27 protein-coding genes are annotated in these 25,107 nt (G+C 57.1%); 16 read left to right on the top strand and 11 right to left on the bottom strand.

Annotation, left to right across the window (positions count from 1 at the left end):
- The first annotated feature begins 93 nt into the window (after positions 1-93).
- The 4 genes from lgt (at position 94) to AC2FH0_RS14405 (ending at position 4,306) form a co-directional block, all read left to right on the top strand.
- A complete protein-coding gene (gene lgt / locus AC2FH0_RS14390) occupies positions 94-975 on the top strand; it encodes a prolipoprotein diacylglyceryl transferase (protein ID WP_496789645.1) in 882 nt (293 codons plus the stop codon).
- A complete protein-coding gene (locus AC2FH0_RS14395; protein ID WP_496789646.1) occupies positions 975-2,042 on the top strand; it encodes a class I SAM-dependent methyltransferase in 1,068 nt (355 codons plus the stop codon). Before lgt ends, AC2FH0_RS14395 begins: the two co-directional genes overlap by 1 nt.
- Positions 2,039-2,797 (top strand): peptidoglycan editing factor PgeF, encoded by a 759-nt coding sequence (gene pgeF / locus AC2FH0_RS14400; RefSeq protein ID WP_496701915.1) that lies wholly within the window; start codon positions 2,039-2,041, stop codon positions 2,795-2,797. Before AC2FH0_RS14395 ends, pgeF begins: the two co-directional genes overlap by 4 nt.
- Before the next feature lie 726 nt (positions 2,798-3,523).
- Entirely contained in the window at positions 3,524-4,306 is a 783-nt protein-coding gene (locus tag AC2FH0_RS14405) for a Hint domain-containing protein (RefSeq protein WP_271949219.1), read from the top strand.
- Positions 4,307-4,422: 116 nt separating this feature from the next.
- On the opposite strand, the gene AC2FH0_RS14410 is transcribed toward AC2FH0_RS14405, so the two are convergent.
- Complete coding sequence (locus AC2FH0_RS14410) at positions 4,423-4,923, bottom strand: Lrp/AsnC family transcriptional regulator (RefSeq protein ID WP_142636556.1); 501 nt, start codon at positions 4,921-4,923, stop codon at positions 4,423-4,425.
- A gap of 225 nt (positions 4,924-5,148) precedes the next feature.
- On the opposite strand from AC2FH0_RS14410, the gene trxB reads away from it, so the two are divergent.
- The 4 genes from trxB (at position 5,149) to AC2FH0_RS14430 (ending at position 10,229) form a co-directional block, all read left to right on the top strand.
- The gene (trxB, locus tag AC2FH0_RS14415; protein WP_496789647.1) at positions 5,149-6,090 is read left to right on the top strand and encodes a thioredoxin-disulfide reductase; all 942 of its coding nucleotides are present in this window, start codon (positions 5,149-5,151) and stop codon (positions 6,088-6,090) included.
- A gap of 4 nt (positions 6,091-6,094) precedes the next feature.
- Positions 6,095-6,562 (top strand): RES family NAD+ phosphorylase, encoded by a 468-nt coding sequence (locus tag AC2FH0_RS14420; RefSeq protein ID WP_281972662.1) that lies wholly within the window; start codon positions 6,095-6,097, stop codon positions 6,560-6,562.
- A gap of 108 nt (positions 6,563-6,670) precedes the next feature.
- On the top strand, positions 6,671-8,293 hold the full coding sequence (locus tag AC2FH0_RS14425; protein WP_496789649.1) for an adenylate/guanylate cyclase domain-containing protein: 1,623 nt from the start codon (positions 6,671-6,673) through the stop codon (positions 8,291-8,293).
- A 217-nt stretch (positions 8,294-8,510) separates the two neighbouring features.
- A complete protein-coding gene (locus AC2FH0_RS14430; protein WP_142636548.1) occupies positions 8,511-10,229 on the top strand; it encodes a bifunctional sulfate adenylyltransferase/adenylylsulfate kinase in 1,719 nt (572 codons plus the stop codon).
- Positions 10,230-10,286: 57 nt separating this feature from the next.
- On the opposite strand, the gene AC2FH0_RS14435 is transcribed toward AC2FH0_RS14430, so the two are convergent.
- From AC2FH0_RS14435 to AC2FH0_RS14450, 4 genes are all read right to left on the bottom strand, one after another.
- Positions 10,287-11,147 carry a hypothetical protein gene (locus AC2FH0_RS14435; RefSeq protein ID WP_496789650.1) on the bottom strand — a complete coding sequence of 287 codons (861 nt, stop codon included), beginning with the start codon at positions 11,145-11,147 and terminating at the stop codon, positions 10,287-10,289.
- Positions 11,147-12,031 carry a PhzF family phenazine biosynthesis protein gene (locus AC2FH0_RS14440; RefSeq protein WP_496789651.1) on the bottom strand — a complete coding sequence of 295 codons (885 nt, stop codon included), beginning with the start codon at positions 12,029-12,031 and terminating at the stop codon, positions 11,147-11,149. The genes AC2FH0_RS14435 and AC2FH0_RS14440 overlap by 1 nt, the downstream gene beginning before the upstream one ends.
- Positions 12,032-12,123: 92 nt before the next feature.
- Positions 12,124-12,348, bottom strand: coding sequence for a DUF1150 family protein (locus AC2FH0_RS14445; RefSeq protein WP_142636543.1), 225 nt, complete (start codon positions 12,346-12,348; stop codon positions 12,124-12,126).
- A gap of 5 nt (positions 12,349-12,353) precedes the next feature.
- Positions 12,354-12,767 carry an Hsp20 family protein gene (locus AC2FH0_RS14450; protein ID WP_142636541.1) on the bottom strand — a complete coding sequence of 138 codons (414 nt, stop codon included), beginning with the start codon at positions 12,765-12,767 and terminating at the stop codon, positions 12,354-12,356.
- A 163-nt stretch (positions 12,768-12,930) separates the two neighbouring features.
- Here AC2FH0_RS14450 and AC2FH0_RS14455 point away from each other — a divergent pair, with 163 nt between their 5' ends.
- The 4 genes from AC2FH0_RS14455 (at position 12,931) to AC2FH0_RS14470 (ending at position 15,539) form a co-directional block, all read left to right on the top strand.
- Positions 12,931-13,155: a YdcH family protein gene (locus AC2FH0_RS14455; RefSeq protein ID WP_037308505.1), complete on the top strand. Its 225-nt coding sequence runs from the start codon at positions 12,931-12,933 to the stop codon at positions 13,153-13,155.
- 76 nt (positions 13,156-13,231) lie between these two features.
- Positions 13,232-13,717: a 5-(carboxyamino)imidazole ribonucleotide mutase gene (purE, locus tag AC2FH0_RS14460; protein ID WP_496789653.1), complete on the top strand. Its 486-nt coding sequence runs from the start codon at positions 13,232-13,234 to the stop codon at positions 13,715-13,717.
- Positions 13,714-14,469, top strand: a complete 756-nt coding sequence (locus AC2FH0_RS14465) for an NAD(P)-binding domain-containing protein (protein WP_496789654.1) — start codon at positions 13,714-13,716, stop codon at positions 14,467-14,469. The genes purE and AC2FH0_RS14465 overlap by 4 nt, the downstream gene beginning before the upstream one ends.
- Positions 14,470-14,471: 2 nt before the next feature.
- Entirely contained in the window at positions 14,472-15,539 is a 1,068-nt protein-coding gene (locus AC2FH0_RS14470) for a 5-(carboxyamino)imidazole ribonucleotide synthase (protein ID WP_496789655.1), read from the top strand.
- A 1-nt stretch (position 15,540) separates the two neighbouring features.
- Here the strand turns inward: AC2FH0_RS14470 and AC2FH0_RS14475 are convergent, their stop codons facing one another.
- From AC2FH0_RS14475 to AC2FH0_RS14500, 6 genes are all read right to left on the bottom strand, one after another.
- Complete coding sequence (locus AC2FH0_RS14475; protein WP_496789657.1) at positions 15,541-16,692, bottom strand: alpha-D-ribose 1-methylphosphonate 5-triphosphate diphosphatase; 1,152 nt, start codon at positions 16,690-16,692, stop codon at positions 15,541-15,543.
- Entirely contained in the window at positions 16,689-17,462 is a 774-nt protein-coding gene (locus AC2FH0_RS14480; RefSeq protein WP_496789658.1) for an alpha/beta fold hydrolase, read from the bottom strand. Before AC2FH0_RS14480 ends, AC2FH0_RS14475 begins: the two co-directional genes overlap by 4 nt.
- A gap of 38 nt (positions 17,463-17,500) precedes the next feature.
- On the bottom strand, positions 17,501-18,343 hold the full coding sequence (locus tag AC2FH0_RS14485) for a DMT family transporter (RefSeq protein WP_496789660.1): 843 nt from the start codon (positions 18,341-18,343) through the stop codon (positions 17,501-17,503).
- 239 nt (positions 18,344-18,582) lie between these two features.
- A complete protein-coding gene (gene groL / locus AC2FH0_RS14490) occupies positions 18,583-20,223 on the bottom strand; it encodes a chaperonin GroEL (RefSeq protein ID WP_496691017.1) in 1,641 nt (546 codons plus the stop codon).
- 55 nt (positions 20,224-20,278) lie between these two features.
- Positions 20,279-20,566, bottom strand: coding sequence for a co-chaperone GroES (locus tag AC2FH0_RS14495; protein WP_120632017.1), 288 nt, complete (start codon positions 20,564-20,566; stop codon positions 20,279-20,281).
- 151 nt (positions 20,567-20,717) lie between these two features.
- Positions 20,718-21,392 carry a DUF2161 domain-containing phosphodiesterase gene (locus AC2FH0_RS14500; protein WP_496789675.1) on the bottom strand — a complete coding sequence of 225 codons (675 nt, stop codon included), beginning with the start codon at positions 21,390-21,392 and terminating at the stop codon, positions 20,718-20,720.
- Positions 21,393-21,528: 136 nt separating this feature from the next.
- On the opposite strand from AC2FH0_RS14500, the gene AC2FH0_RS14505 reads away from it, so the two are divergent.
- The 4 genes from AC2FH0_RS14505 to AC2FH0_RS14520 all read left to right on the top strand — a co-directional run bounded on the left by AC2FH0_RS14505 (position 21,529) and on the right by AC2FH0_RS14520 (position 25,076).
- Positions 21,529-22,509, top strand: a complete 981-nt coding sequence (locus tag AC2FH0_RS14505) for a TraB/GumN family protein (RefSeq protein ID WP_496789661.1) — start codon at positions 21,529-21,531, stop codon at positions 22,507-22,509.
- Positions 22,510-22,609: 100 nt separating this feature from the next.
- On the top strand, positions 22,610-23,530 hold the full coding sequence (locus AC2FH0_RS14510; RefSeq protein WP_496789662.1) for a manganese-dependent inorganic pyrophosphatase: 921 nt from the start codon (positions 22,610-22,612) through the stop codon (positions 23,528-23,530).
- 126 nt (positions 23,531-23,656) lie between these two features.
- On the top strand, positions 23,657-24,532 hold the full coding sequence (locus AC2FH0_RS14515; RefSeq protein ID WP_496789663.1) for an HAD family hydrolase: 876 nt from the start codon (positions 23,657-23,659) through the stop codon (positions 24,530-24,532).
- A 100-nt stretch (positions 24,533-24,632) separates the two neighbouring features.
- Positions 24,633-25,076 (top strand): MaoC family dehydratase, encoded by a 444-nt coding sequence (locus AC2FH0_RS14520; RefSeq protein WP_074736482.1) that lies wholly within the window; start codon positions 24,633-24,635, stop codon positions 25,074-25,076.
- The last annotated feature ends 31 nt before the right edge of the window (positions 25,077-25,107 follow it).

Below are 25,107 nucleotides of genomic sequence, written 5' to 3' on the forward strand. Positions count from 1 at the left end.
ATCCTCCGATTTGGCGGTTGGTCTCTATATGGGGAATGATTGGCGCAGGCTCAAGGTTGACTTAACCCTCAAAGCCCGGGCAATGAGACGCACATGCAGGCTGTTCTAAATTTCCCCGATCTGTCGCCCGAACTTTTCTCGATCTCGCTGTTCGGGATGGAGTTCGCACTTAGATGGTACGCCCTCGCCTATATCGCCGGGATTGTGATTGCATGGCGCCTGGGGGTGATCGCCCTAAAGCGCCCCGCCCTGTGGCCCGACAAGGCGCCACCGATGCAACCCGCCCAGCTTGAGGATTTGATCACCTGGATCATCCTGGGCGTGATTCTGGGCGGGCGACTTGGGTTCGTGCTGTTTTATCAACCAGCTTATTACCTTTCGAACCCGATCGAAATTCTGATGGTCTGGCAGGGCGGCATGGCCTTCCACGGTGGATTGCTAGGCGTCGTCGTGGCCTCATATATCTATGCAAGACGTCACCAAATTTCGATTTTGCCGCTTGCTGATCTGATCGCGCATACCGTGCCGCCTGGGCTGTTATTGGGTCGTGTCGCGAATTTCATCAACGCCGAACTGTGGGGAAGGCCCAGCGACTTGCCCTGGGCCTTTGTATTCCCCGGTGCCGCCGCCCAAAACTGCCCGACGGTTAGTGGTCTTTGCGCCCGCCACCCCTCTCAGCTTTACGAAGCCGCGCTTGAGGGGTTGCTGCTGGGCGTCCTGCTGTTGTGGCTGGTCTATTGGCGCCGCGCTTTCCTACGGCCCGGTCTGGTCACAGGCGTGTTTATGGCGGGCTATGGCGCATCGCGTTTCATTGTCGAGTTTTTCCGGCAACCCGATGCACAGTTTGTTTCGGCCGGAAATCCGCTTGGACTTGCCTGGCAAATGGGCGGCTACGGCCTGACCATGGGCCAGTTGCTGTCTTTGCCAATGATTGCCTTTGGCCTTTGGCTGGCTTTACGCGCTAAGGCCAAGTGATGACCCTCGCCAACCTCTTACAGGCTCGTATCGCACAAGACGGCCCGATGAGTGTAGCCGACTATATGACCGAATGCCTGCTGCACCCGACACTGGGATATTACACCACCCGCGACCCCCTTGGCCCGCAGGGCGATTTCATCACCGCCCCGGAAATCAGCCAGATGTTTGGCGAACTAATCGGGCTCGGCCTTGCGCATTGCTGGATTGACCAGGGGCGTCCGGACCGTTTCACGCTAGCGGAGCTGGGTCCCGGGCGCGGAACGCTGATGGCTGACATGCTGCGTGCAACACAGGGCGTGGATGGCTTTCACGCGGCGGCAGATATTGTTCTGCTTGAGGCCTCACCAACCCTGCGCACCATTCAGGCAAAGACGCTGGATGCCTATGCTCCGCGCTGGATTACATCAGTCACCGATCTACCCGATTCCCCGCTTTTGCTGGTGGCAAACGAGTTCTTTGACGCTCTGCCCATTCGCCAATTCATCCGCGATGACAGCGATTGGCGGGAACGTTTGATCGGGATGAAGGACGAATCACTGGCTTTTGGCCAGGGGCCACGGTCGCCACAGATCGCTTTGAAGAACCGGCTTGAGGACACGCAGGATGGGGATCTGGTCGAGCTTTGCCCTTCGGCCATACCGATCATCACTGTGATCGCCGGACGGATCGCGACCCATGGCGGGGCAGGACTGATCCTGGATTATGGCGACTGGCATTCGCTTGGGGATACGTTTCAAGCGCTGCATGCCCACAAGCCGATAGACCCGCTTTCCAGTCCCGGACAAGCTGATCTGACCGCCCATGTGGACTTCGAACCTCTGGCGAGCGCAGCGCGAGCTGCGGGCTGCGCCCATTCGCGCCTGACACCCCAAGGCGTTTTTCTGGAACGGCTGGGCATCACCGCGCGGGCGCAAGCATTGGCGAAACCACTCAGCGGGTCCAAGCTTGAGGCGTTGATAGCCGCACATCGCCGGTTGACGCACCCAGAGGAAATGGGAAACCTGTTCAAAGTACTGGGCCTGTACCCATCTTATGCCGCATTGCCACCGGGACTGGAATCATGACGCTGGAAATTCTGACTTCGGATCTCTTGTCATCCGTACGCCATGGTTTTTTCTGCCGCCGTGGCGGGGCCTCATCCGGGATCTTTGCAGGGCTCAACTGCGGTCATGGATCATCTGACCAGACCGAGGCTGTCGCGATAAACCGTAACCGCGTAGCGGATGCGATGGAGGTCGATCCCGGATCCCTTATCGGAGTCCATCAGGTGCATTCACCGACGGTCATAACTGTTGATGGTCCAATCGACGGGGAAAAGCCTAAAGCAGACGCGTTGGTTACGGCCTGTCCCGGACTGGCGCTGACCATCCTCACGGCGGACTGCCAACCTGTTCTTTTTGCCGACACCCACGCAAAAGTGATAGGGGCTGCACATGCAGGATGGCGCGGCGCGCTGGACGGTGTGCTTGAGGCCACGTTGGACTCCATGGAGGCGCTGGGAGCACGGCGCGAGAATACAGTGGCCGTCATAGGGCCCACAATCTCGCAAATTGCGTATGAGGTCGGGCCCGAGTTCCTAGAAGACTTTGCCGCTGAATCATCAGAAAACCTGCGGTTCTTCGCAAATGGGACGGGTGATCGGATGCAATTTGACCTCCCGTCCTATGGGCTGCACCGGTTACGTCAGGCTGGTGTCGGGCATGCAGAGTGGATTCGTCATTGCACCTATTCGGACCCGAACAGATTCTATTCGTACCGCCGATCGGTTCATGCAAAAGAAGCCGACTACGGCCGCCTGATTTCCGCCATCAAACTGTGACGCGTATCCTGATTGTGGCGAAATCGCCGCTTTTTCGCCACATTTGTTGTGTCTATATGAGTCGCCAAAATTAGGTTTTATTGCCCTCTCTCAGATGGTTATCTGCATATTTCTGAATGTGAGCGCGGCTAGATTAAGAAAAGGAAACAACCAACTTTCTTTTGTCCCAGATTCAACCCGCGTCAGCCTTATGGCCGCCTCAATATGGCGACACGTTAGGCCCAGATTGGGTCGTTAGGCACTAAGCCTTGAACGAGTAGGACAACAGGATGAAACAAAGATCCCGCTTTCTCAGCGCTGTTCTAAAAGCGTCCAGAGAGCAAAAACTGGAGATGCCGTGGAAACGGGTTTCCAGTCGTTCTGCCAGTGTGGCGCGCCGTTTGGCTTCGCGACGCTGATTAGACAGGCCTACCAAAGCCATTCTGCCGGCTTTGAGGGTCAAGACACACAGCGGGGGTGCTCCGATCCGGTGTGTGGCGCTTCACAGACGCTTTCTGTGAATGTGTTTAGGAGTTTGTGTGCGTAGACAATTTTCGTCTGCGAGTTGTGAGTTTGTCTGGGGGGTCAATGTGTTGACCAAGAGTTTGCGAAATTCCATCGCACTGCGCGGCCGTTACAGCCGACGTCTCGAAGTCGCCATAGCATTCAAGACAAAGAAAACCGATCAGGCGGGCCTGTACGGGGGTTCAGCCTTCCTGAGCGGATGTTTGAGGGGACGGAATTAGTATGACTATTCCACATTCTTTGGCCCGCGCCGCCAGAAACGCCGTCGATACGTCGACAATGCTGCGCGAGATTCCAAGAAATACAACAAAACAAAAAGCGCAGCTGCGGCGCTATGAGGTCAGTTCATTGTTGAGCAATGGCGAGGTATCCCAAACCCGCCACATCGCGCCAGCGCTGCCCATGTTCGAGGATGCGTTTTGTGCCTTTACGCGGGGTTCGCTTGTCGAAACCGAAAACGGGCCGATAGCGATCGAAGATCTTTTGCCTGGCGATACGGTTTTGACCCAGAATGGAACTTCGGAAACCGTGGTCTGGAAGGGCTCGGTGACTTTGATCCCCGGGCGCGAAGACTCGCGTGGTCGCACACGCCCGCTGACACGCATCATGGCGGATACCTTCGGAATGCAAAAACCGATGTCAGGTGTGACTGTCGGTCCGGCTGCGCGCCTGTTAGGCACCCCAGCACATCTGCGGCACTTGTATGGCGGATCTCCTGTTTTGACGCCCGCGCACGAGTTCCAAGACGGGATGGGTGTCATCGAGATGCTACCGCCTACCCCAATCGAATTGTTTCACATCTGTCTGAAACGCCATTCGGTTATCAAGGTAGACGGATTACAGTTTGAATCATATCATCCAGGCGTAAATGCGGTTCGGATGATCAGCCATTCGCTTCGCTCAATCTATTTGAACTTGTTCGAGCATGTCGAATCGCTGAATGACTTTGGCCCGCTGCAGTTACCGCGTGCCGGAGATGGAGAGGTGGACGCAATCACTGCCTGAGTTTTAACCAGTACTGCAAAGTGGGGGCTTTATGCAGATTTTAATTAGTTGGGTGTTGTTTCTGGTTGTCACGGCGATTTTGCCGCCGTGCACCAGCCGTCACAAAAGGATGCGCTTTACGCCGTCCGGTTCATTCGTTCTTCCAGGACGTCAAACGGTACACCGGGCTCGTCCTTAGCGCCGCGTATCACAAGTGAGGTTTTAACGCTGGCCACGTTTGGCGTGGTCAGCAACTCGCCTGTTAAAAACTGCTGAAAGCTGCTGAGATCAGGAGCGACGCATTTCAGAATAAAATCCACTTCGCCGTTCAGCATGTGGCATTCACGGACAAGTGGCCACTCGCGGCAGCGTTCCTCGAATGCGCTGAGTTCGGCTTCGGCTTGGCTTTCCAATCCGACGCTTGCAAAGACCTGAACCTCAAAACCCAGCTCACGCGCATTCACTTCCGCATGGTATCCGCGGATAAGGCCCGAGTCTTCCAATGTGCGCACGCGCCGCAGGCACGGAGGCGCGGAAATTCCCACACGTTTCGCGAGCTCTACATTGGTCATGCGACCGTCTGCCTGCAATTCTGCCAGAATCTTGCGGTCAATCTCGTCCAGCCGTGTCGCGACCATAAAAAGCTCCTGAATTTTCGGTTGTTATATCAGCACCCAAGGGATGCGCAATAATGTTTCGCGTTTGCGCAATATTCTTTGGTTTTCCAGGTATTTTTCTAGCGCGAGTTGTGAAACGGATTCTCCGATACGGCACGAAGGGGCTTTAAGCGCCTCAAGGGGGTCGCTATATCAATTCGCCAAGGGGCCGCAGGCCCGTATCAGGCAGATCGAGTCGGGGGTATCATGGCCGAAACAAAACACACCAGGGTTCTGATAATCGGATCAGGACCTGCCGGTTATACTGCGGGCGTATATGCCAGCCGTGCGATGCTGGAACCGATACTGGTTCAGGGCATCGAACCGGGCGGGCAGCTGACGACCACCACCGAGGTCGAGAACTATCCCGGCTTTACCGAGGTTCAGGGTCCTGATCTGATGATCAAGATGCAGGAGCACGCCGCCGCGATGGGGTGCGAAATCATCGGCGACATCATCAGCGATCTGGATATCTCGAAACGCCCCTTCACCGCCAAGGGCGACAGCGGCACCATCTACACTGCCGATGCGGTCATTCTGGCCACTGGCGCGCGGGCGAAATGGCTGGGATTGCCCTCGGAAGAGAAGTTCAAAGGCTTTGGCGTTTCCGCCTGCGCCACATGCGACGGGTTCTTCTATCGCGGGCAGGAGATCGTTGTAATCGGCGGCGGCAATACCGCCGTGGAAGAGGCGCTGTTTCTGACCAACTTTGCCAGCAAGGTCACTTTGATCCATCGCCGCGATGAATTGCGCGCCGAAAAGATCCTGCAGGATCGGCTGATGAAGAACGACAAGATCGAGCCCCTGTGGTTCCACGAACTGGACGAGGTCATCGGAACCGATGCGCCTTTGGGTGTCGAAGGCGTGCGCGTCAAGAATGTGAAAACCGGTGAGATTCGCGAAATCCCCTGTAAAGGTGTTTTCATCGCCATCGGCCACGCACCCGCGAATGAGCTGGTCAAGGACTCGCTGGAAACCCATATGGGCGGCTATGTGATCACCAAACCGGGCTCCACAGAAACCTCCATTCCAGGTGTCTTTGCTGCCGGAGACCTGACAGATCACATCTACCGTCAAGCCGTTACCAGCGCCGGGATGGGCTGTATGGCCGCGCTGGATGCTGAACGGTTCCTGGCCGAGCAGGATTAATCAGGTGATCGAATTCTCCGGCCCGATCTGGAGAATTCTGTTCCTGTCACAGATAGACGCCCCTTTGGCCCCAGCACGGGCGCCAGAGGGGCGTTTTCATTATGCGGGCCAATTCGCGCTTTATTCTTCGCTGAGCGCTGAGGGTGCCGAAGTCGCCATCAAACGCTATGTCTGCCCATCCGATCCACCACGCATTCTTCAAAAATGCCGGATCACCGGCGCTCGGCTGGTAGATCTGCGAGGGCGCAGTGAAGCCTCGGTCGTGTGGCAGGATATCCACGAAAAAGAAGGCACCTCACCTACCTGGCTATTTTCGGATGACGCCCGCGCCAAAGGCGCCGACGGCTTGCTATACAGCTCGCGATCCCGGCCAGAACTCAGTCATGCGGTTTTGTTTAGCACCTCGCCAGAGGTAGTGTGCCTGGATGGGGATCCGCATCCCTGGTTGCCGGGGCATAGAGGCTTCGCTTGACCCCCGCTCTGCGCCGTTACAGACTCTGAGATGCGAGCAAAACGAACACAGGTGAACCGAGTGAAAAGCGTACTATGGCAAGGCGGGTGGGCTACCCGGCTGAGGATCATGAGCGGCCTGATCCTGTTCATCTTTGCCTTCTTTCACTTCATCAATATCGGTCTGGGACTGTTTCATACTGATTATCTCCACGAAATGCAGAAAGGCCGCCATGTCATTACGCGCAACAACATCGGCAGCGCGATTCTATATCTGGCCTTGCTCGTGCATTTTGGGCTGGCGCTGTATTCGTTAGCTCAGCGCAGAACCATGCGAATGCCTTTCAGTCTGGGGCTACAGGTGGTGCTTGGATTTGTGATTCCACTGCAACTGATCTCGCACCTTGTTCACACCCGATACGCACATGCAGTTTTCGGGGTTAATGATGAGATGGGTTATATCATCGCGCTAATGTGGCCCAGCTATGCAATCTGGACACAAAGCCTGCTTTTGCTGGTGGTCTGGGTCCACAGTTGCATCGGTCTTCACATGTGGCTGCGCCTGACATCCTGGTGGCAAAGGACGCTGCCTTATCTGATCGGGCTCGCCGTGTTCATTCCGTCTTTCGCTCTGGCAGGTCTTTTGACAGAGGGCCGACGCATCTGGGCTGATTTCGCCGACCCGTTTCTGCGCGATCAGTATATCGAACATTACAACTGGCCATCGCCCGAGGCTTTTCAGGCTCTGATGGGTGTGAGGCAAGATACGCTGCTTGCATTTGGGCTGGCGGTTGGCGCTACATTGCTTGTGTTTCTGGTGCGCAAAATTTTGCGACGCCGACATTCGGTGCGCATCAAATATGTTGAAGGCCCCGAAATTGTGGCCGAAAAAGGCATGACCCTGCTTGAGATTTCTCAGGCCAACGGCATTCCCCACACTGCGCTATGTGGTGGCAAGGGGCGCTGCACCACCTGTCGCGTTATTGTCGAGAATGGTGCAGATCAGCTCCCCGTCCCCAGTGAGATCGAGGCCCGCAGCTTGGCTGCCGTAAAAGCACCCGAAGGCGCACGCCTGGCCTGTCAGATCCGCCCGACCGAGCCAATCACGGCCTTTCGGATGTACAATCCCGGTAGCGGTCGCAATCGCGCCCATGCCAGTCAGGGGCAGGAACGTAAACTGGCGGTGCTGTTTCTGGACATGCGTGGGTTCACGGCACTGACCACCGGGCAGTTGCCCTATGACATTGTTTTCCTGCTCAACCGGTTCTTTGACGCCATCGTGCCAGCCATCACCTCGGATGGGGGTGTGGTCGACAAGTATATGGGTGACGGGCTGCTGGCAGTGTTTGAAACCGCCGATGCTGCAAGTTCAGCACGGGCCGGGATGAAAGCCGCAGCCAATGTCAGCCGCGCATTGCAACGGTTCAACGAGCAACTCGAAACCGAGGGCAGCCCGCTTATTCGCATTGGAATGGGATTACATCTGGGCGATCTGGTTCTGGGCGAAATCGGCGCCGTAGGCACTGCAAGCCGCACGATTATCGGCGACGCCGTGAATGTCGCCAGCCGATTGGAGGCCGAGACCAAGGGGTTGGGTGTCGAGCTTTTGGTTTCGGGCGATCTGCTGAAGGCAGCGGGGCATGAGAGTTGGCAGAACGATCTGCGCCCCTTCCAGTTGCGTGGGGTAACAAGGCCAATTTCTGCCCTGCCGGTCGAACGTGCGTCCGACCTCACCCCCAAGATTGCCGCCTGAGAACACACTCATTCAAACCGGTCTATTTGGCCTTGATCCAAGGGATTGTCGTCGGGTTTCGCGTCAAAATGTGGAAAATCCTTCCAATCCGGAGAAAAACCGCGCATATCGTCCTTTGTTTCATAAATCCATCTGGACTTCACCCGACCGCCGGGGCACATGCCCGGCAAACGCCCCTGAATCACTGGCCAATCCATCCTTCGACAAGAGAATTCCCATGACGATGTTAAGCAATCTGGCGCCGATCTCTGAACTTTATGTTTCGTACGAGTCCGCACAGAAACTGAAAGTAGAAGCTGCCGACCTGACAAGCTGGGACCTGAGCCCTCGTCAGATCTGTGATCTGGAACTGCTGATGAATGGCGGGTTCAACCCGCTGAAAGGGTTCCTAAGCGAGGCCGATTACGACAATGTCGTCGAAAACATGCGCCTGGCCGACGGCACCCTTTGGCCGATGCCAATCACGTTGGATGTCAGCGAAGACTTCGCTGAGGGCATCAAACTGGGTCAGGACATTGCGCTGCGCGACCAGGAAGGTGTCATTTTGGGCACCATGACTGTGACCGACCGCTGGACGCCGAACAAGGCGCGCGAGGCGGAAAAGGTCTTTGGCGCAGATGACGATGCCCACCCGGCGGTCAACTACCTGCACAACACTGCGGGCAAGGTTTACTTGGGCGGCCCTGTTGTTGGTATCCAACAGCCCGTTCACTATGACTTCCGTGCCCGCCGCGATACGCCGAACGAGCTGCGCGCCTATTTCCGCAAACTGGGTTGGCGCCGTATTGTTGCGTTCCAAACCCGCAACCCGCTGCACCGCGCGCATCAGGAACTAACCTTCCGTGCCGCCAAAGAGGCGCAGGCCAACCTGCTGATCCATCCGGTTGTTGGTATGACCAAGCCGGGCGACGTGGACCACTTTACCCGCGTGCGTTGCTATGAGGCTGTTCTGGACAAGTACCCGGCCTCGACAACTTCGATGTCACTGCTGAACCTGGCGATGCGTATGGCAGGCCCGCGCGAGGCGGTGTGGCACGGGTTGATCCGCGCCAACCACGGCTGCACGCATTTCATTGTCGGCCGTGACCACGCAGGCCCCGGCAAGAACTCAGCCGGCGAAGATTTCTATGGCCCCTACGACGCACAGGATTTGTTCCGCCAGTTCCAGGATGAAATCGGCGTCGAAATGGTCGATTTCAAACACATGGTCTTTGTGCAGGAACGCGCTCAATACGAACCGAATGACGAGATCGCCGACAAAGACAACGTCACAATCCTGAACATCTCGGGCACAGAACTGCGCCGCCGTCTGGCCGAAGGCCTGGAAATCCCCGAATGGTTCAGCTTCCCTGAGGTTGTGACCGAGCTGCGCAAGACCAAACCGCCGCGCAGTCAGCAGGGTTTTACCGTATTCTTCACCGGTTTCTCCGGCTCGGGCAAATCGACCATCGCCAACGCGCTTATGGTAAAGCTGATGGAGATGGGCGGTCGTCCGGTGACCCTGCTGGATGGAGACATTGTTCGTAAGAACCTGTCATCGGAACTGGGCTTTTCGAAAGAGCATCGCGACCTGAACATCCGCCGCATCGGCTATGTGGCCAGCGAGATCACCAAGAACGGCGGCATCGCTATCTGTGCCCCAATCGCACCCTACGCCACGACCCGCCGCGCCGTCCGCGAAGATGTCGAAGCGTTTGGCGCTTTCTGCGAGGTTCACGTGGCCACCAGCATCGAAGAATGCGAACGCCGCGATCGCAAGGGCCTGTACAAGCTGGCGCGTGAAGGCAAGATCAAGGAATTCACCGGAATTTCCGATCCCTACGACGTACCTGCCAATCCTGAGTTGAGCGTCGAGACCGAGAATGTGGACGTAGACAACTGTGCCCACCAGGTTCTGCTCAAGCTGGAAAGCATGGGTTTGATCGCCGGATCGTAACCTGCGCAAAGAATCAAGCAAAAGGCCCTCGGTTTCCGGGGGCCTTTTTCTATTGGATTATAGTTCTGCCCGAATGGCGGCGACGGCGCGTCCTTCGAAATCACCAAACTCGGCCGCTTTGGACTGGCTGGCCCGCAGGGCATCTAGACGCGCGGCATAGTCATCGACCGAAGCGGCTTGAATCGCACTCCGAATGTCGGCCTCGGAATCGCACAGGATCATCCCGGATGTGTCGAAGAAATCACCAATATTGGGACAGCCCCAATAGATCGGCACTGTCGAGCACAAGATCGCGTCTGTCAGCTTTTCCGAAAAGTAATTCCGCTCCCGCACATTCTCGATCACCACCGAATAGCGATATGGGGCCAGCCCGTCAGACTTTCGGTCAAACGGAGTATAGCCACGCCCCATAATATCGACATCTGCCCCGGATTCACGAACCCAGTCGATCACGGAATGGCGCAGCTGATGTCCTTCGAGATCACGTTTGGCCGAGGCGATCAAAGAACAGGATTTAGATTTCTCGACTAAAAGTTCTCGCCAATCAGGCACCATCGTCACGCCATAAGGCAGAAACACGGCGTTTGGGATACCTTGCAGCAAAACATCATGAAAGGTCAGCACCCGGAAGAACCGCCGCCAAGTATAGCGCAACATGCGATCATGTTTGGCATGGATGGCCGAAGGCTCTCCCATCATCAAAGATATCCGCGCACGTGTTCCCCGACGAAGACGCAGATGTACCGTGGAATTGGGGTACATGATCAGATGGTCCGTGTGCGCAAGATCGCCCACTGTTTTTCCGATCAGACGATCCGGGCAACCTTCGGGCCAAGTCAGTTCCGACAAAGGAACCGTGGCCAATTTCGGCCCCAACCGATGCCCATAAGGCAGTATGGCGATTGCTGGTTCGGTCATCATCCGACATCCGGCAGATCAACCTGACCCCGCATAAGGATATGCCCGCGACCGGCGACCTTGATGCCTGTCATCGCATCCGATGGACCAGCTCGGGTTACAGTCGCCTGACCGGGGCGCCCCATATCATGGCCTTGCTCGGCAATAAAAACGTCCTTTGGCATCAGCCCATGTTTCCAGAGATACGCCGCCATCGCACCTGTGGCAGATCCGGTAAACGGATCCTCGGGCGGGCTGGGCGGGGCCAACAGCAATCTCGAGAATGTATCGCCCGCTTTGGTCGCGCCTTTGAGCGTTACAAGAAATGGTTCGGCCATATCGGAGCCGGAAAAGCCCGCCTTTTCGGCAATCTCGCGCAAAGGCCCTTCGACCAGTTTTGCCGCGCGCAGGGCGTCGTGATCACGAAGAACAGTGACACAGAAGGGCAGCCCGGTAGAAACAAATTGCGGTGGCGAGATGATCGCCTCTTTGGGCAGGCTGATGGCAGAGGCGACCAGCTCGGCGGGAACATAGGCGCCGAATTGTGGTGCAATCTGCGTCATCTCGATTTCATCACCGCTGATGCAGATCGAAACAATCCCTGCGCCGGTTTCAAGCGTCAGGGTATTGCCTTGCAGCATTCCTCTGGACTGCATTGCAGCTACGGTGGCGATCGTAGGATGCCCGGCAAAGGGGATTTCGCGACTGGCCAGAAAATAACGAACCCGGAAATCGGCCACATCGGACGGGCCAGTAAAGGTGCATTCAACCAAGGACGTCTCGCGCACATAGGCCATGCAGACGTCTTCGGACAGAGCTGCCCCACCATGAACAACAGCGCACCCATTGCCACCAAAGGCGCGATCGCTGAAGGCGTCTACCCAGTCAAAGTCGAACCAATTCATGTGTCGTGCACTCCGATATTCGAACCATCATAGGTTCGACTGTCTCGCCCGACAGGCCATGGATGTCACGAGGAAAACGTACGGAGGTCGCTTTAGTGCACGGCCACCGGCGAAAAATCATGCTCGCGCGCCAGGTTAAACGCCAGCTTGCGATCAGCAACCAGTGCCAGTTGCTGGCCATCAGCATCGTGTACCGCATATAGCAGGCTCAGATCTCCGGCCTGTTCGCGAACTTCCCGAGGTAGATCAGCGACTTCAACTGTTTTGACATAGACGATCCGATCGCCTTCGGCGTTGATTTCAAACGGTGTATTCATTGCTCTTACCCCTTTCTTATGTTGATCGTTTGCACCACGGTTTCGGGCACGGCGCGGGTCAGATCCACATGCAGCAGACCATTTTCAATGATCGCTTCGCCAACCTCGACCCCATCGGCCAACACGAACATGCGCTGAAACTGACGTGCCGCGATCCCACGGTGTAGAAAGATACGTCCTTCGCTGTCGTCGCGCTGACGTCCCCGGATCACCAACTGTCGATCTTCGATGGTAATCGACAGGTCCTCTTCTGCAAACCCGGCCACGGCCAAGGTAATGCGGTAGGAAAAATTCGAGGTCTGTTCAATATTATAGGGCGGATACCCTTCATTTCCGGCCTTTGCAGACCGCTCCAGAAGGCGTTCCAACTGCTCGAACCCCAAAAGATGCGGGTATGAGCCCAGAGTAAGTTTAGACACGTATTTTCGTCCTTTATTGCCAAAGCGACGTGTTGTGCGGCCCCATTCTGGCAACCGCGTATAATAGAATATGGGAATATACAGCGATGTCCACAAGGTCTGGCCGGATCAAGCCTGACACACTATCTTGTGTGACAAGCACCACAACAACTCTGAGTCGCCAATGAACGCGCCCACCGATCTTTCGATGAAAACTGATGAGGTTCTGCGGGTAGAGCTGGAAGTTTTCCGCCGTCAACACCGTGATCTTGACGAAGCAATCGAGGCGCTTCAGGCCACTGGCACCTCGGATCAACTGACGATCAAACGGTTGAAAAAGCAGAAACTGCGCCTGAAAGACATCATTCGCCTGATCGAAGACCGCCTGACCCCAGATATCATCGCCTGAGACATCTGAACCGCATTGCCACAAAGGCGGATTTGGCTATAGTTCGCGCTCTTTCGGAAGGCAGGGACGCAAGCGGATGAGTGACGTTAAAGTGGGGATCATCATGGGAAGCCAGTCAGACTGGTCCACGATGAAAGAAGCCGCAGACATTCTGGATGAGCTGGGCGTGGCCTATGAAAAACGCATCGTTTCAGCGCACCGCACCCCAGATCGCTTGTGGGACTATGGCAAGACTGCTGTCTCGCGCGGATTGCAGGTGATCATTGCAGGGGCCGGCGGGGCTGCGCATTTACCGGGCATGATGGCCTCGAAAACACGCGTTCCTGTGATCGGCGTTCCGGTGCAGACGCGGGCACTGTCTGGCGTCGATTCGCTCTATTCCATTGTTCAAATGCCCAAAGGGTACCCGGTTGCGACTATGGCGATCGGGTCGGCAGGCGGCGCCAATGCGGGGCTGATGGCCGCTGGCATTCTGGCGCTGCAGGATAACGCTCTGGCCGGCCGGCTAGATGCCTGGCGCGACGCGCTATCGGCCTCAATCCCCGAAGAACCCGAGGGATGAGCCGGATCGGATTCATCGGTACGGGCCATATTGCGGCCCCGATGGTGCGTTTTTTGGCCCGTAAAGGGCACGAGATCTCCGTGACAGAACGCAATGACCAGGTTTCAACCGCGCTAAAGGCTGAACTGGGTGTGTCTGTCACGACGCCACAGGCCGTGATTGATGCATCCGAGATCGTGTTCCTGTGCCTGCGCCCACATATCGCTGCGGACGTTCTGGCCGCCTTAACGTTTCGATCCGACCATCAGATCGTCTCGGTCATGGCAGCAGTTTCGAAAGATGAACTAACCGACCTCTGCTCTCCGGCGCCGGCAATCGTGCAAACCATTCCGCTGGGATTTTTGGAAGACGGTGGCTGCCCGCTGGTCGCTTTCGGCAACGATCAACTGCTGGCCGATTTGTTCGCACCGGAAAACCCGGTGATCAAGGTCGCAGATGAGGCGGCACTGAACGCCCATTTCGCCATTTGCGCCATGGTTCCCGGCCTTCTGGACCTGATGGCGACCGGAGCAACTTGGCTGGGAGAAACAACCGGAGACGCAGCCGGGGCCGAATTCTACACCACCCAGTTGGTATCGGGCTTTCTGCACGCGATGGATAAGAAAGCCGCAGGCCGCCTAGCGGCCGAACGCGATGCGCTGGCCACTGACGGCACGCTGAGCCTGCAAATGACACAGACCCTGCAAGATCAGGGCGCGCACAAGGTATTGCACGCAGCACTTGGCGCTATTGGCAAACGTTTGGAGAGTTGAGAATGGTGGAAATGCTTGCCCCCGGCGCGACAATCGGGATTTTGGGCGGCGGTCAACTGGGCCGTATGCTGTCCGTTGCTGCAGCCCGGCTGGGTTTTGTGTCGCATATTTATGAGCCCGGTGCGACCCCGCCTGCGGGTCATGTGGCGGATCGTGTGACCACCGCCTCTTATGATGATGCCGAGGCCCTTAAGGCCTTTGCCGAAGCAGTCGATGTCATCACCTATGAGTTCGAGAACATCCCCACCGAAGCACTGGACATTCTGGAAGTCCACCGCCCCATCCGCCCGGGGCGCGAGGCGCTGCGGGTCAGTCAGGATCGACTGAACGAAAAGGTTTTCTTGCAAGGGCTGGGCCTAAATACAGCGCCCTTCGCCGATATCACGGATCTGGACAGCCTGAAGGCTGCAATTGACCAGATCGGCACCCCTGCCATCCTGAAGACCCGCCGATTTGGCTATGACGGCAAGGGACAGGCCCGGTTGCGCAGCCCCGATGACGCTGAAACTGCTCTGGCTGATATGGCGGGCGCGCCTGCGATCCTGGAAGGCTTTGTCGATTTCAGCCATGAGGTATCAATCATCGCCGCGCGCGGATTGGATGGTCAGGTCGCCTGTTTCGACCCCGGTGAGAACGTGCATCGCGATGGCATTTTGCACACCACCTCCGTCCCTGCCCGCCTGCCCGCAGCAAAGCGCACAGATGCGATCCTGTTGGCGGCAAATATCCTGAACGCCTTGGACTATGTCGGCGTCATGGGGGTCGAGTTGTTCGTGACCCCGCAGGGTCTGATCGTGAACGAGATCGCACCGCGCGTGCATAACTCGGGCCATTGGACACAGAATGGCTGCGCGGTGGATCAATTCGAGCAACATATCCGTGCCGTGGCAGGCTGGCCTCTGGGCGACGGGCAGCGTCATTCAGACGTGGTGATGGAGAACCTGATCGGCGACGATATGGACCGCGTACCTGAACTCGCGACCGAACGTGATGTTGCGCTGCATCTTTATGGCAAGGCCGAGGTGAAGGCAGGCCGCAAGATGGGTCATTTTAACCGCATCACGCGGTAAATCAGCCGACAAACCGCGCGGCGATATCCCCGGCCATATAGCTGACGCGCCCGGCAGCCAGCGTTGCCGCGACACGGTTTGTATCTGCCTCCAGAATGACCAGATCGGCACGTTGCCCGGGGGTGAGCGTGCCGCGATCTTGCAACCCAAGTACGCGGGCTGGCCCTGATGACACCAGCGCCCATGCGCCCGCCATGTCCAGAAGGCCGGATTTGGCCAGCATCAAGGCTGCCCGGCGCGGGCTGGGATAGTGATAATCCGAGGCCAGCGCATCGCACAGCCCCATCGCAATCAGGTCCAGCGCGCTAACATTCCCTTTATGCGACCCGCCGCGCACCACATTGGGCGACCCCAGGATGATGTGATCCCCGGCGGTGCGGGCGGCCTCGGCGGCTTCCAGCGTTTCGGGGAACTCTGAAATCCGCGCGCCCCGCGCGCGCCAATCGGAGCGAGTTTGGGCAGTGGCGTCATCGTGGCTGCCCATGCGGACGCCCTGCTTTGTCAAATCAGCACAGAGTATATCCAGTGCGGTATACACCTCATCCCGGCGAGCATGCATCGACAGCAGCATTTCGAAATGCACCTCGGGATTGCGACCGGCCTTGAGCGCCTGTCCGGTCAGACGCGGGGGCTTACGCCCCTCAGCCAGACGGTCATGTGGCAGGTGGTCGTTGAACACGACATAGGGCACCTGCCAAGCCGCAATCTTTTCTGCCAGTCCGGCGTAATCGTCCAGCATATGCGTTTCGAACCGAAGCTGGGGCATCAGATCGGTGACGGTGTGGTCCTTGACTGCCGCAATGGCATCAAACACCTGCCCTGCGAACTCAGGCCCGCGCACCCCACCTTCCCAACTGTAAAACTGGGCCAGAACGGCTGTGGTGATGCCATTGGCCGCCAGTTCAGCCTCGACCGAGAGGATCCCTTCGTTCATCTGCTTCATGGCACCGCGACGGGGCGCGATGTGCCGTTCAAACCCATCACCATGCAGGTCGATAATACCGGGCAGAACCAGATATCCTGACAGGTTGATCTGCCGCCCGGCAGGGCCTGTCTGAACCACGCCATCGGCAATAGACAGATCGGCATCCGTCAGCCCCTCGCCGGGCAGAAGAACCTCTGCACCGGTCAGGGTCAGGCTTAATGCGGTCATTGCGTGGACTCCGAGTCAGGTTCCGAGCAATCTTGTCCGATGCAGATCTCGTCAATAGCTTCCATCACCCCGTCAAGCCAGGTGATCTGCGGGTCGAACTGGCCGAATTCAATGAAGTGCAGGGCCTGAGCTATGACCCGCGGATTGTTCATCATGAACGTATGCGTCACCGGCAGAACCAGGTGATCAGTCATTCCTTCGACCTTGGTGCTTTCAACCGAAACCTTACCGTCATCAGGCCCATCAATCAGTGAAGAAAACACCGGGTTTAATGAGTTCTCGCCTGCGATAACACCCAGTTCAAAATCCACCGGCGGTAGACGACCCGGGATCCCTTCGGCGCCTGTGCCCAGTTGAAGGCCCGCAGGTCCGTTGAGATAGCCGAACACCTCCCACGCGCTAAGTTCATCGACCAGTTGGCTGCCCTGATTGGGCGGCCCCAGCATGACGACACGACCCAGGTTTTCCGGGTTATGATCCTTGAGCCAATAGCGCAACAAAATGCCGCCCATCGAATGTGCCACCACATTGACAGTGTCATCGCCACAAGACGCAAAGGCATCAGGAATGGTTTGTTCGGCCAGTTCGGGAATACCGATCTCGGTCGAGGGATAGCCCGGGCGCACAACCGAATAGTCATGTGACTTGAACAGCTGCTCCATCACGGTGAAAGAGGCCTCGGTCCGCGCAAGACCATGCAACAAGACCACGCATTTCGCGCTGGCCGCGGCAGGAAGCAGAAAGATAAGCAGGGCGATCAGAATTTTCATAAGCGCCAGATAATGCCTTAGCGCCGCTGATGAAAGCCCTACCCCCGCTGACGTCGCAGCACCGCCAGCGCAATGCCGCCCAACACAAGCGCTGCGCCAATCAAAAGCCGGGCCTCTGCTGTTTCGCTCAGCAAGAGGACACCGCCCAGAATAGCAATCACGGGCACGCTCAACTGCACTACAGCTGCAACGGTCGGTGCCAGTTGTGGCAAAACACGGTACCACAACGCATATCCCAGCCCCGAAGTGACCGCCCCGGATATTGCCGACAGCAACAAACCGGTGCCCGTCATCTGCCAACCTCCGCCGAGCAACAGCAAAGCTCCGGCCGTCACCGGAAGGGCAATAACGAAATTCGCCGCCGTCCCGGCAAGCGCATTTGGCTCGGACCGTCCCGCCAGAGAATATGCTGCCCAGCCAATCCCGGCAGCGCACATCAGGGCGGCTCCGACCGGGTCCACGCGAACCGTGCCCGACGGCCAAAGCACATAGGTGAGGCCACCCAATGCAATCGCCGCCCCCAGAAGTTGCTGTCGTGTCGTTGAATTTCCAGTCACGGCAGTGGCCACGAACATCGTGATTTGCACCACCCCGAAAAGGATCAAGGCGCCCAGCCCAGCATCCAGTGTAAGATAGGCGATCGAGAACCCGATCATGTAAAGCGACAAGGCGCCAGCGCCAATGAACCGGCGAGAGCTGCGCAACGGCAGGCTGCCGCCACGTATCAAAACCAGCACCGCCAGCATGAGCGCCCCTGCCAGAACGCGCATAACCGCAAACCCGGCCGGGTCGCTATCGCCGCCTTCAACGGCCATCCGGTTCAGAATAGAGTTCGCTGCAAAGGCGCACATGGTGAGGGCGGTCAGAAGGAACAGTCGCATATCAACCCGATATCGGTTTCACACCGGTTTGGGTACTCACTTTCCTGAAGGGACCGGTTAGACCGTCGACCTCGGAACAGTTTGAGCCACAGTTTCAGTCAAAAGCGGCGTGTCAAAACGAAACGGGGTCGCCCGAAGGCGACCCCGTTCCTTAGCTCTGCAGCTCCCCTCTGGGCGGTTTGGCTATGCTGCCAAGCGCCTGTGGGGCCGTCAGAATTCGCCTAAGCGAATTCGACGTTTTACATCATGCCGCCCATGCCGCCCATGTCGGGCATGCCGCCGCCAGCAGGTGCATCTTTCTGCGGCTTGTCAGCAACCATTGCTTCGGTAGTGATCAGCAAGCCAGCAACCGACGCTGCATCTTCCAATGCGGTACGGACAACTTTGGCCGGGTCAATCACGCCGAATGCGAACATGTCACCATATTCTTCAGTCTGCGCGTTGAAGCCAAATGCCACATCGTCGCTTTCGCGAACTTTGCCAGCAACAACCGCACCGTCGACACCTGCGTTTTCAGCGATCTGGCGCAGAGGCGCTTCGATTGCCTTACGAACGATGTTGATGCCTGCGTCCTGATCAGCGTTTGCGCCTTGCAGAGTGTCCAGTGCTTTACCGGCCTGAACCAGAGCAACACCACCGCCCACAACAACGCCTTCTTGAACAGCAGCGCGGGTCGCGTTCAGAGCATCGTCCACACGGTCCTTACGCTCTTTCACTTCAACTTCGGTCATGCCGCCGACGCGGATAACAGCAACACCGCCTGCCAGTTTGGCAACACGTTCTTGCAGCTTCTCACGGTCGTAGTCCGACGAGGTTTCTTCGATCTGGGTGCGGATCTGAGCAACACGTGCTTCGATCTCGGCTTTTTCGCCAGCACCGTCGACGATGGTGGTTTCGTCTTTGGTGATCTCGATTTTCTTGGCTGTGCCCAGCATGTCCATAGTCACGGACTCAAGCTTCATGCCCAGATCTTCGCTGATGACCTGACCACCGGTCAGGATTGCGATGTCCTGCAGCATGGCCTTACGGCGATCGCCGAAGCCCGGTGCTTTGACAGCAGCAATTTTCAGGCCGCCGCGCAGTTTGTTAACAACCAGAGTTGCCAGCGCTTCGCCTTCAACGTCTTCTGCAATGATCAGCAGCGGCTTTTGCGACTGGATCACCTGCTCGAGCAGCGGAACCATCGGCTGAAGCGAGGACAGTTTCTTTTCGTGCAACAGGATCATGCAGTCTTCGAGGTCTGCAACCATCTTATCAGCGTTGGTGACAAAGTAAGGCGACAGGTAGCCGCGGTCGAACTGCATGCCTTCGACAACATCGGTCTGGGTTTCCAGGCCTTTGTTTTCTTCGACGGTGATAACACCTTCGTTGCCGACCTTCTGCATCGCGTCTGCGATTTGCTGGCCGATCTCGGTTTCACCGTTGGAAGAAATGGTGCCAACCTGAGCAACTTCAGCCGAGTCCTTGACTTCACGCGAGGCGTTCTTGATGCCTTCAACAACCTTGGCAGTTGCCAGGTCGATGCCGCGCTTCAGATCCATCGGGTTCAGGCCCGCTGCAACCTGCTTCAGACCTTCTTTGACGATGGACTGAGCCAGAACGGTTGCGGTGGTGGTGCCGTCGCCGGCCTCGTCATTGGTGCGGCTGGCGACTTCTTTCACCATCTGCGCGCCCATGTTTTCGAACTTGTCTTCCAGTTCGATTTCCTTGGCAACCGAAACACCGTCTTTGGTGATGCGCGGCGCGCCGAAAGATTTGTCCAGAACCACGTTGCGGCCTTTGGGGCCCAGGGTCACTTTGACAGCGTCGGCCAGGATGTTCACACCTGCCAGCATGCGGTTACGGGCATCGGTGTCGAACTTGACGTCCTTAGCAGCCATGTCGTTTCTCCTTGAGAAAATGTATTGGGATGAAGATCAGAGGAAGCGCGTGGGCTTACTCGATGATCCCCATGATGTCGCTTTCTTTCATCATCAGCAGCTCTTCGCCGTTGACTTGGACCTCGGTGCCCGACCATTTGCCGAACAGGATCTTGTCGCCAGCTTTTACAGCCATTGCGATCAGCTCGCCGCTGTCCTTGCGTGCGCCTTCGCCGGTCGCAACAACTTCGCCTTCGCTGGGCTTTTCTTTCGCGCTGTCGGGAATGATCAGACCACCAGCGGTTTTCTCATCGCTTTCGGTACGGCGAACCAACACGCGGTCATGAAGCGGTTTCAATGCCATCTTTGCAGCTCCTTGGGCTCAAAGTTTATTTATCCTCCCCTCACCTTGCGGCGAGGCGTTAGCACTCGACCCTTGCGAGTGATAACGGCGTATAGCTAGGGGGTCGAAATCCCTGAGTCAACAAGCGTGAAGAATTTTTTATCCTTGGGACTCAGTCAGGCTGATCCCAGCTATAGGCCCAGTGCTTCAGACCCTCTTGTCCGGATTCCGACAAGGCGTAGACGCCTTTTTCAATTTTGTCGAACCAGCCATAATGGTTTTCGCGCATCAGCCGGGTCGCAATCGAAACACCGGTTGCCTTAGCAACATCTGCCCCTTTTGTGGCACCACATTCTGCAAGATGCGCCGCACAGCGCAAAGCATCCTGACGATAGGCGGTGACGAGGCCGTGGCGTGTGGCGCCGCCTGCGTTCGGATCACCTTCAAGCCTGTCAAACTCGCGCAGCAGCCGCGCTGTTTTGGCCTTGTCTTTTCGCGGGGCGTAGGGCCCAGGATCACAATGCACCTCGACAACGCCATCCGCCCGAACAGTTATCAGGCCAAGGCCCAACATTCGACATAGCGCCGTGTTGTCCTTCAACGCCCGCCTGGCCGTGCGTCCGCGGGGCTTGAGAACACAGATATAGACATTTTCAGTAACCTTCAGTCGGGTGATTGCCTGGTGAAACAGCGCCAATGAGAAACGCAACTTCAACTCTACAATCACAGGCTCTTCACCCTCACGAACAGCCATGACATCGACCGCACCGACCTCGCCTTTGACGGTATAGCCCTGACGCTCTAACAGCGCCTTGATTGGGGGGTAGAGATCCTGCTCGCGGTCCATGTGGCTCATGCTATTCGAATTACTGTGGAATGCCAGACACAGATCAGGTCAGTGTCCATCCGGGCAGGTTGAACACCGGCCTTGGCCCCGGCAAGGTCGCACCCCATATAGGGATTGATCCAACCAGGATGGTACGATGCGTTTTTTGATCTTTTTGGCTTGTCTGCTGGTACCTTTCTCAGCCCAAGCGGCCTGCGAGGGGCGCGACCTGAGGTCTGACCTAAGTCCAGAGGCGCAAGCTGATTTGCAGCAGGCTTTGGCCGACTTCCCGTACCCGGAAGGAAATCACTGGATCGCGACAAAAGGCGATACAGTTCTGCATCTGATAGGAACGCTGCACACAAACGACCCGCGTATGGACGCCGTCACAGAAAGGCTGGAACCGACACTCAGCCAGGCGGATGCGTTCTATTTCGAAGTGATCCAGGACGAAATGACTGCATTTGAACAGGAACTGGCCAAAGACCTCAGCCCTATTCTGATCACCTCAGGTCCCACCCTGATTGAGCTGATGCCGGAAGAGGACTGGGCCGCCCTGTCCAGCGGCCTGGCAGAGCGTGGCATCCCCAGTTGGATGGCTGCAAAAATGCGCCCCTGGTTTCTGAGCATGATGCTGGGTGTCCCCCCATGCATGACCGAGAATCCGGAAGCCAGCTATGGAATGGACGCGCGCCTGACCGACATGGCCGAAGCCCATGACATCCCCCAGTACTCTTTAGAGCAGATTGACGATCTGATGGCGATGTTTGACCAGCACCCGATCGAAAAGCAGGTGCAATCACTGATCCGCATGGCCAGTGCCTTTGAAAGCAGCGAGGATCAGTTGGCGACTATGGTCAATGCCTATCTAGAAGAAAAGCACGCAGAGATCATCCAATTTGCCAGACTACAGGGGCTTGAAACATCCGGTCTGTCGCAAGAGGTCTTCGACGAAGAGTGGTCCAGTTTCGAACAGCAACTTCTAGTCGGACGCAACAACAACTGGATGCAGCACATATTGGCCATTCAGGACCAAACGGTGGTCATTGCTGTGGGCGCCGGACATTTGGGCGATGACCATGGTCTGTTGAACCAGTTGGAACAGGCCGGATACACGCTGAAACGTGCCGCTTTCTAGGCCCGGCCTTACCCTTCGTCGCAGTTTACGCAGGGGCGGGTGACAAGTGTGCCAGACCACCCTATAAGGCGCCCAAATCTACTCTCCTCAGGACGCTGAAATGACAACCCTCGTATTTGGACATAAATCCCCCGACACTGATTCCACCGGTTCGCCGATCCTGTGGTCATGGTACATGAACGAAATCAAAGGCGAACAGGCCGAGCCTGTCCTGCTGGGCGAACCCAACACTGAAGCAGCCTTTATGCTGCAGCACTGGGACCTGCCCAAGCCGCGCATCATCACAGACGTAGAGGCTGACGCGCCGGTTGTTATTGTCGACACGAACAACCCCGCCGAGCTGCCCGCCAGTATCAACGGCGCCGATATCCGCGCCATTATCGACCACCACAAACTGGTCGGCGGTCTGGAAACCAAAGGCCCGATCGACATCACCGTGCGGCCGCTGGCCTGCACCGCCACTATCATGGTCGACATGATCGGCGTCGATGCCGCCAAAATGCCCGATGCCATCAAAGGCGCGGCGCTGACCTGCATCCTGTCGGACACGTTGGAATTCCGCTCGCCCACCACAACCGCGCATGACCGCGCTGTGGCCGAAAAACTGGCCGCGGATCTGGGTCTGGACGTCTCGGCCTATGCTGCAGAAATGTTCGCGGCCAAATCAGATGTGTCCTCATTCTCGGACGCCGAGCTGATCCGGATGGACAGCAAGGAATACGAAGTCGACGGCACCAAATTCCGCGTTTCGGTTCTGGAAACCACAGCACCGGGTGTCGTGCTGGACCGCAAAGACAGCCTTGCGGCGTCGATGGCCGACGTAGCAAAAGAGGACGGTGTCGATCAGGTATTGCTGTTCGTGGTCGATATTCTGAACGAAGAAGCCACCCTGCTGGTTCCCAACGATCTGGTCAAAGCCGTGGCCGAGAAAAGCTTTGGCGCTTCGGTTGATGGCGACGCGGTCGTTCTGCCCGGGATCATGAGCCGTAAGAAACAGATCATTCCGAACCTCAAGGTCTGATCCCAAAATCACCAAAGGCGCCTTGATCGGGCGCCTTTTTTGCTAGGCATTGCCCTTACCGGCCAAACACCACACGCACTGTCTTAGGCTGAAACGACACTCTTTCCAGATCAATGGGGGCCCATCATGACGCAGATCATCCACGCATTGCCCGAGGTTTCCAGCCGGTATAAAGCCCTATTCGTCGATCTTTGGGGCTGTGTTCACAATGGCATCACCGCTTACCCCGAAGCGGTTGCGGCCCTGCAGGCCTATCGCGCGCAAGGCGGCATTGTTGTCCTGGTGACAAACTCACCCAAGCCGCGTGCTGGCGTCGCTACCCAGCTGGCGCAATTCAATGTCCCAGACGACGCCTATGACACGATTGCAACCAGCGGAGATTCGGCCCGGTCGGCCATGTTCCGTGGCGCAGTGGGCGAAAAGGTCTATTTCATGGGCGAATGGCAGCGGGACGCGGGATTCTTTGAACCGCTGAAGTTGTTGGACCACCCGATTCATATCGAGCGCGTGCCGCTGGCCGAGGCAGAGGGCATTGCTTGTTGCGGCCCCTTCGATCCTATGGCCGATCCGTCTGTGAACCGCGCTGATTTCCTGTACGCCAAACAAAAGGGGCTGAAGCTGCTTTGTGCCAATCCCGATATTGTGGTGGACCGCGGCGAGGTTCGGGAGTGGTGCGCTGGTGCATTAGCCAGGCTTTATACGGAAATGGGTGGCGAAAGCCTATATTTCGGAAAGCCTCATCCGCCGATCTATGATCTTGCCCGCCGCAGGTTGCAGGAACTTGGCCACGACATCCCCAATGAGGACATTCTTGTCATCGGAGACGGTCCGCACACCGACATTCTGGGTGGAATGGGGGAAGGCATTGATTCTCTTTTCATCTCGGGCGGGCTAGCCGCGGCCGAGACAAAAACCGAGGCACATCCGCATCATGACTCCCTAACTGATTATATTCAAAAGGAAAAGATAAACCCGACCTATACGATCGGCCGCCTTAGGTAGTCAAAAAAGGCTTGATTTTCTGCAGTTGCAAAGTAATAAAGTTTCCCAACAGGGGTGACTTTGATTTTTTTGTTGCCCGATGAATTCGAGTGAGGGCAACATGTTGGATAATCTTCCACGCGGCACGATCTGTATTGAAGACATCGAGATGGGCATGTCCCGTCACCTTCGCAAAGTGGTGACGGACGAGGATATCGAAATGTTCGCTCAGGTGTCGACCGACAGAAACCCCGTACATCTGGACGACGATTACGCCCGCGACACGATCTTCGAGGGGCGCATCGCGCATGGGATGCTGACCGCGGGTCTGATCTCGGCCGTGATCGGCGAGCAGTTGCCGGGCCACGGCACAGTTTACATGGGGCAGTCGCTGAAGTTTCTCGCTCCTGTTCGCCCGGGTGACATGGTCTATGCCGAGGTCAAGGTGATCGACATTGATTTTGCCAAACGTCGGGTCAAGCTCGATTGTCACTGCGCAGTGGATGGCAAGAAGGTGCTGGTCGGCGAAGCCATGGTGCTGGCCCCGTCGCGCAAATTCGACTGAGCGTTTCCGGGAGTCTCAGACCCTTGAACAA

Source organism: Ruegeria sp. CDSC051 (genome assembly GCF_059610665.1).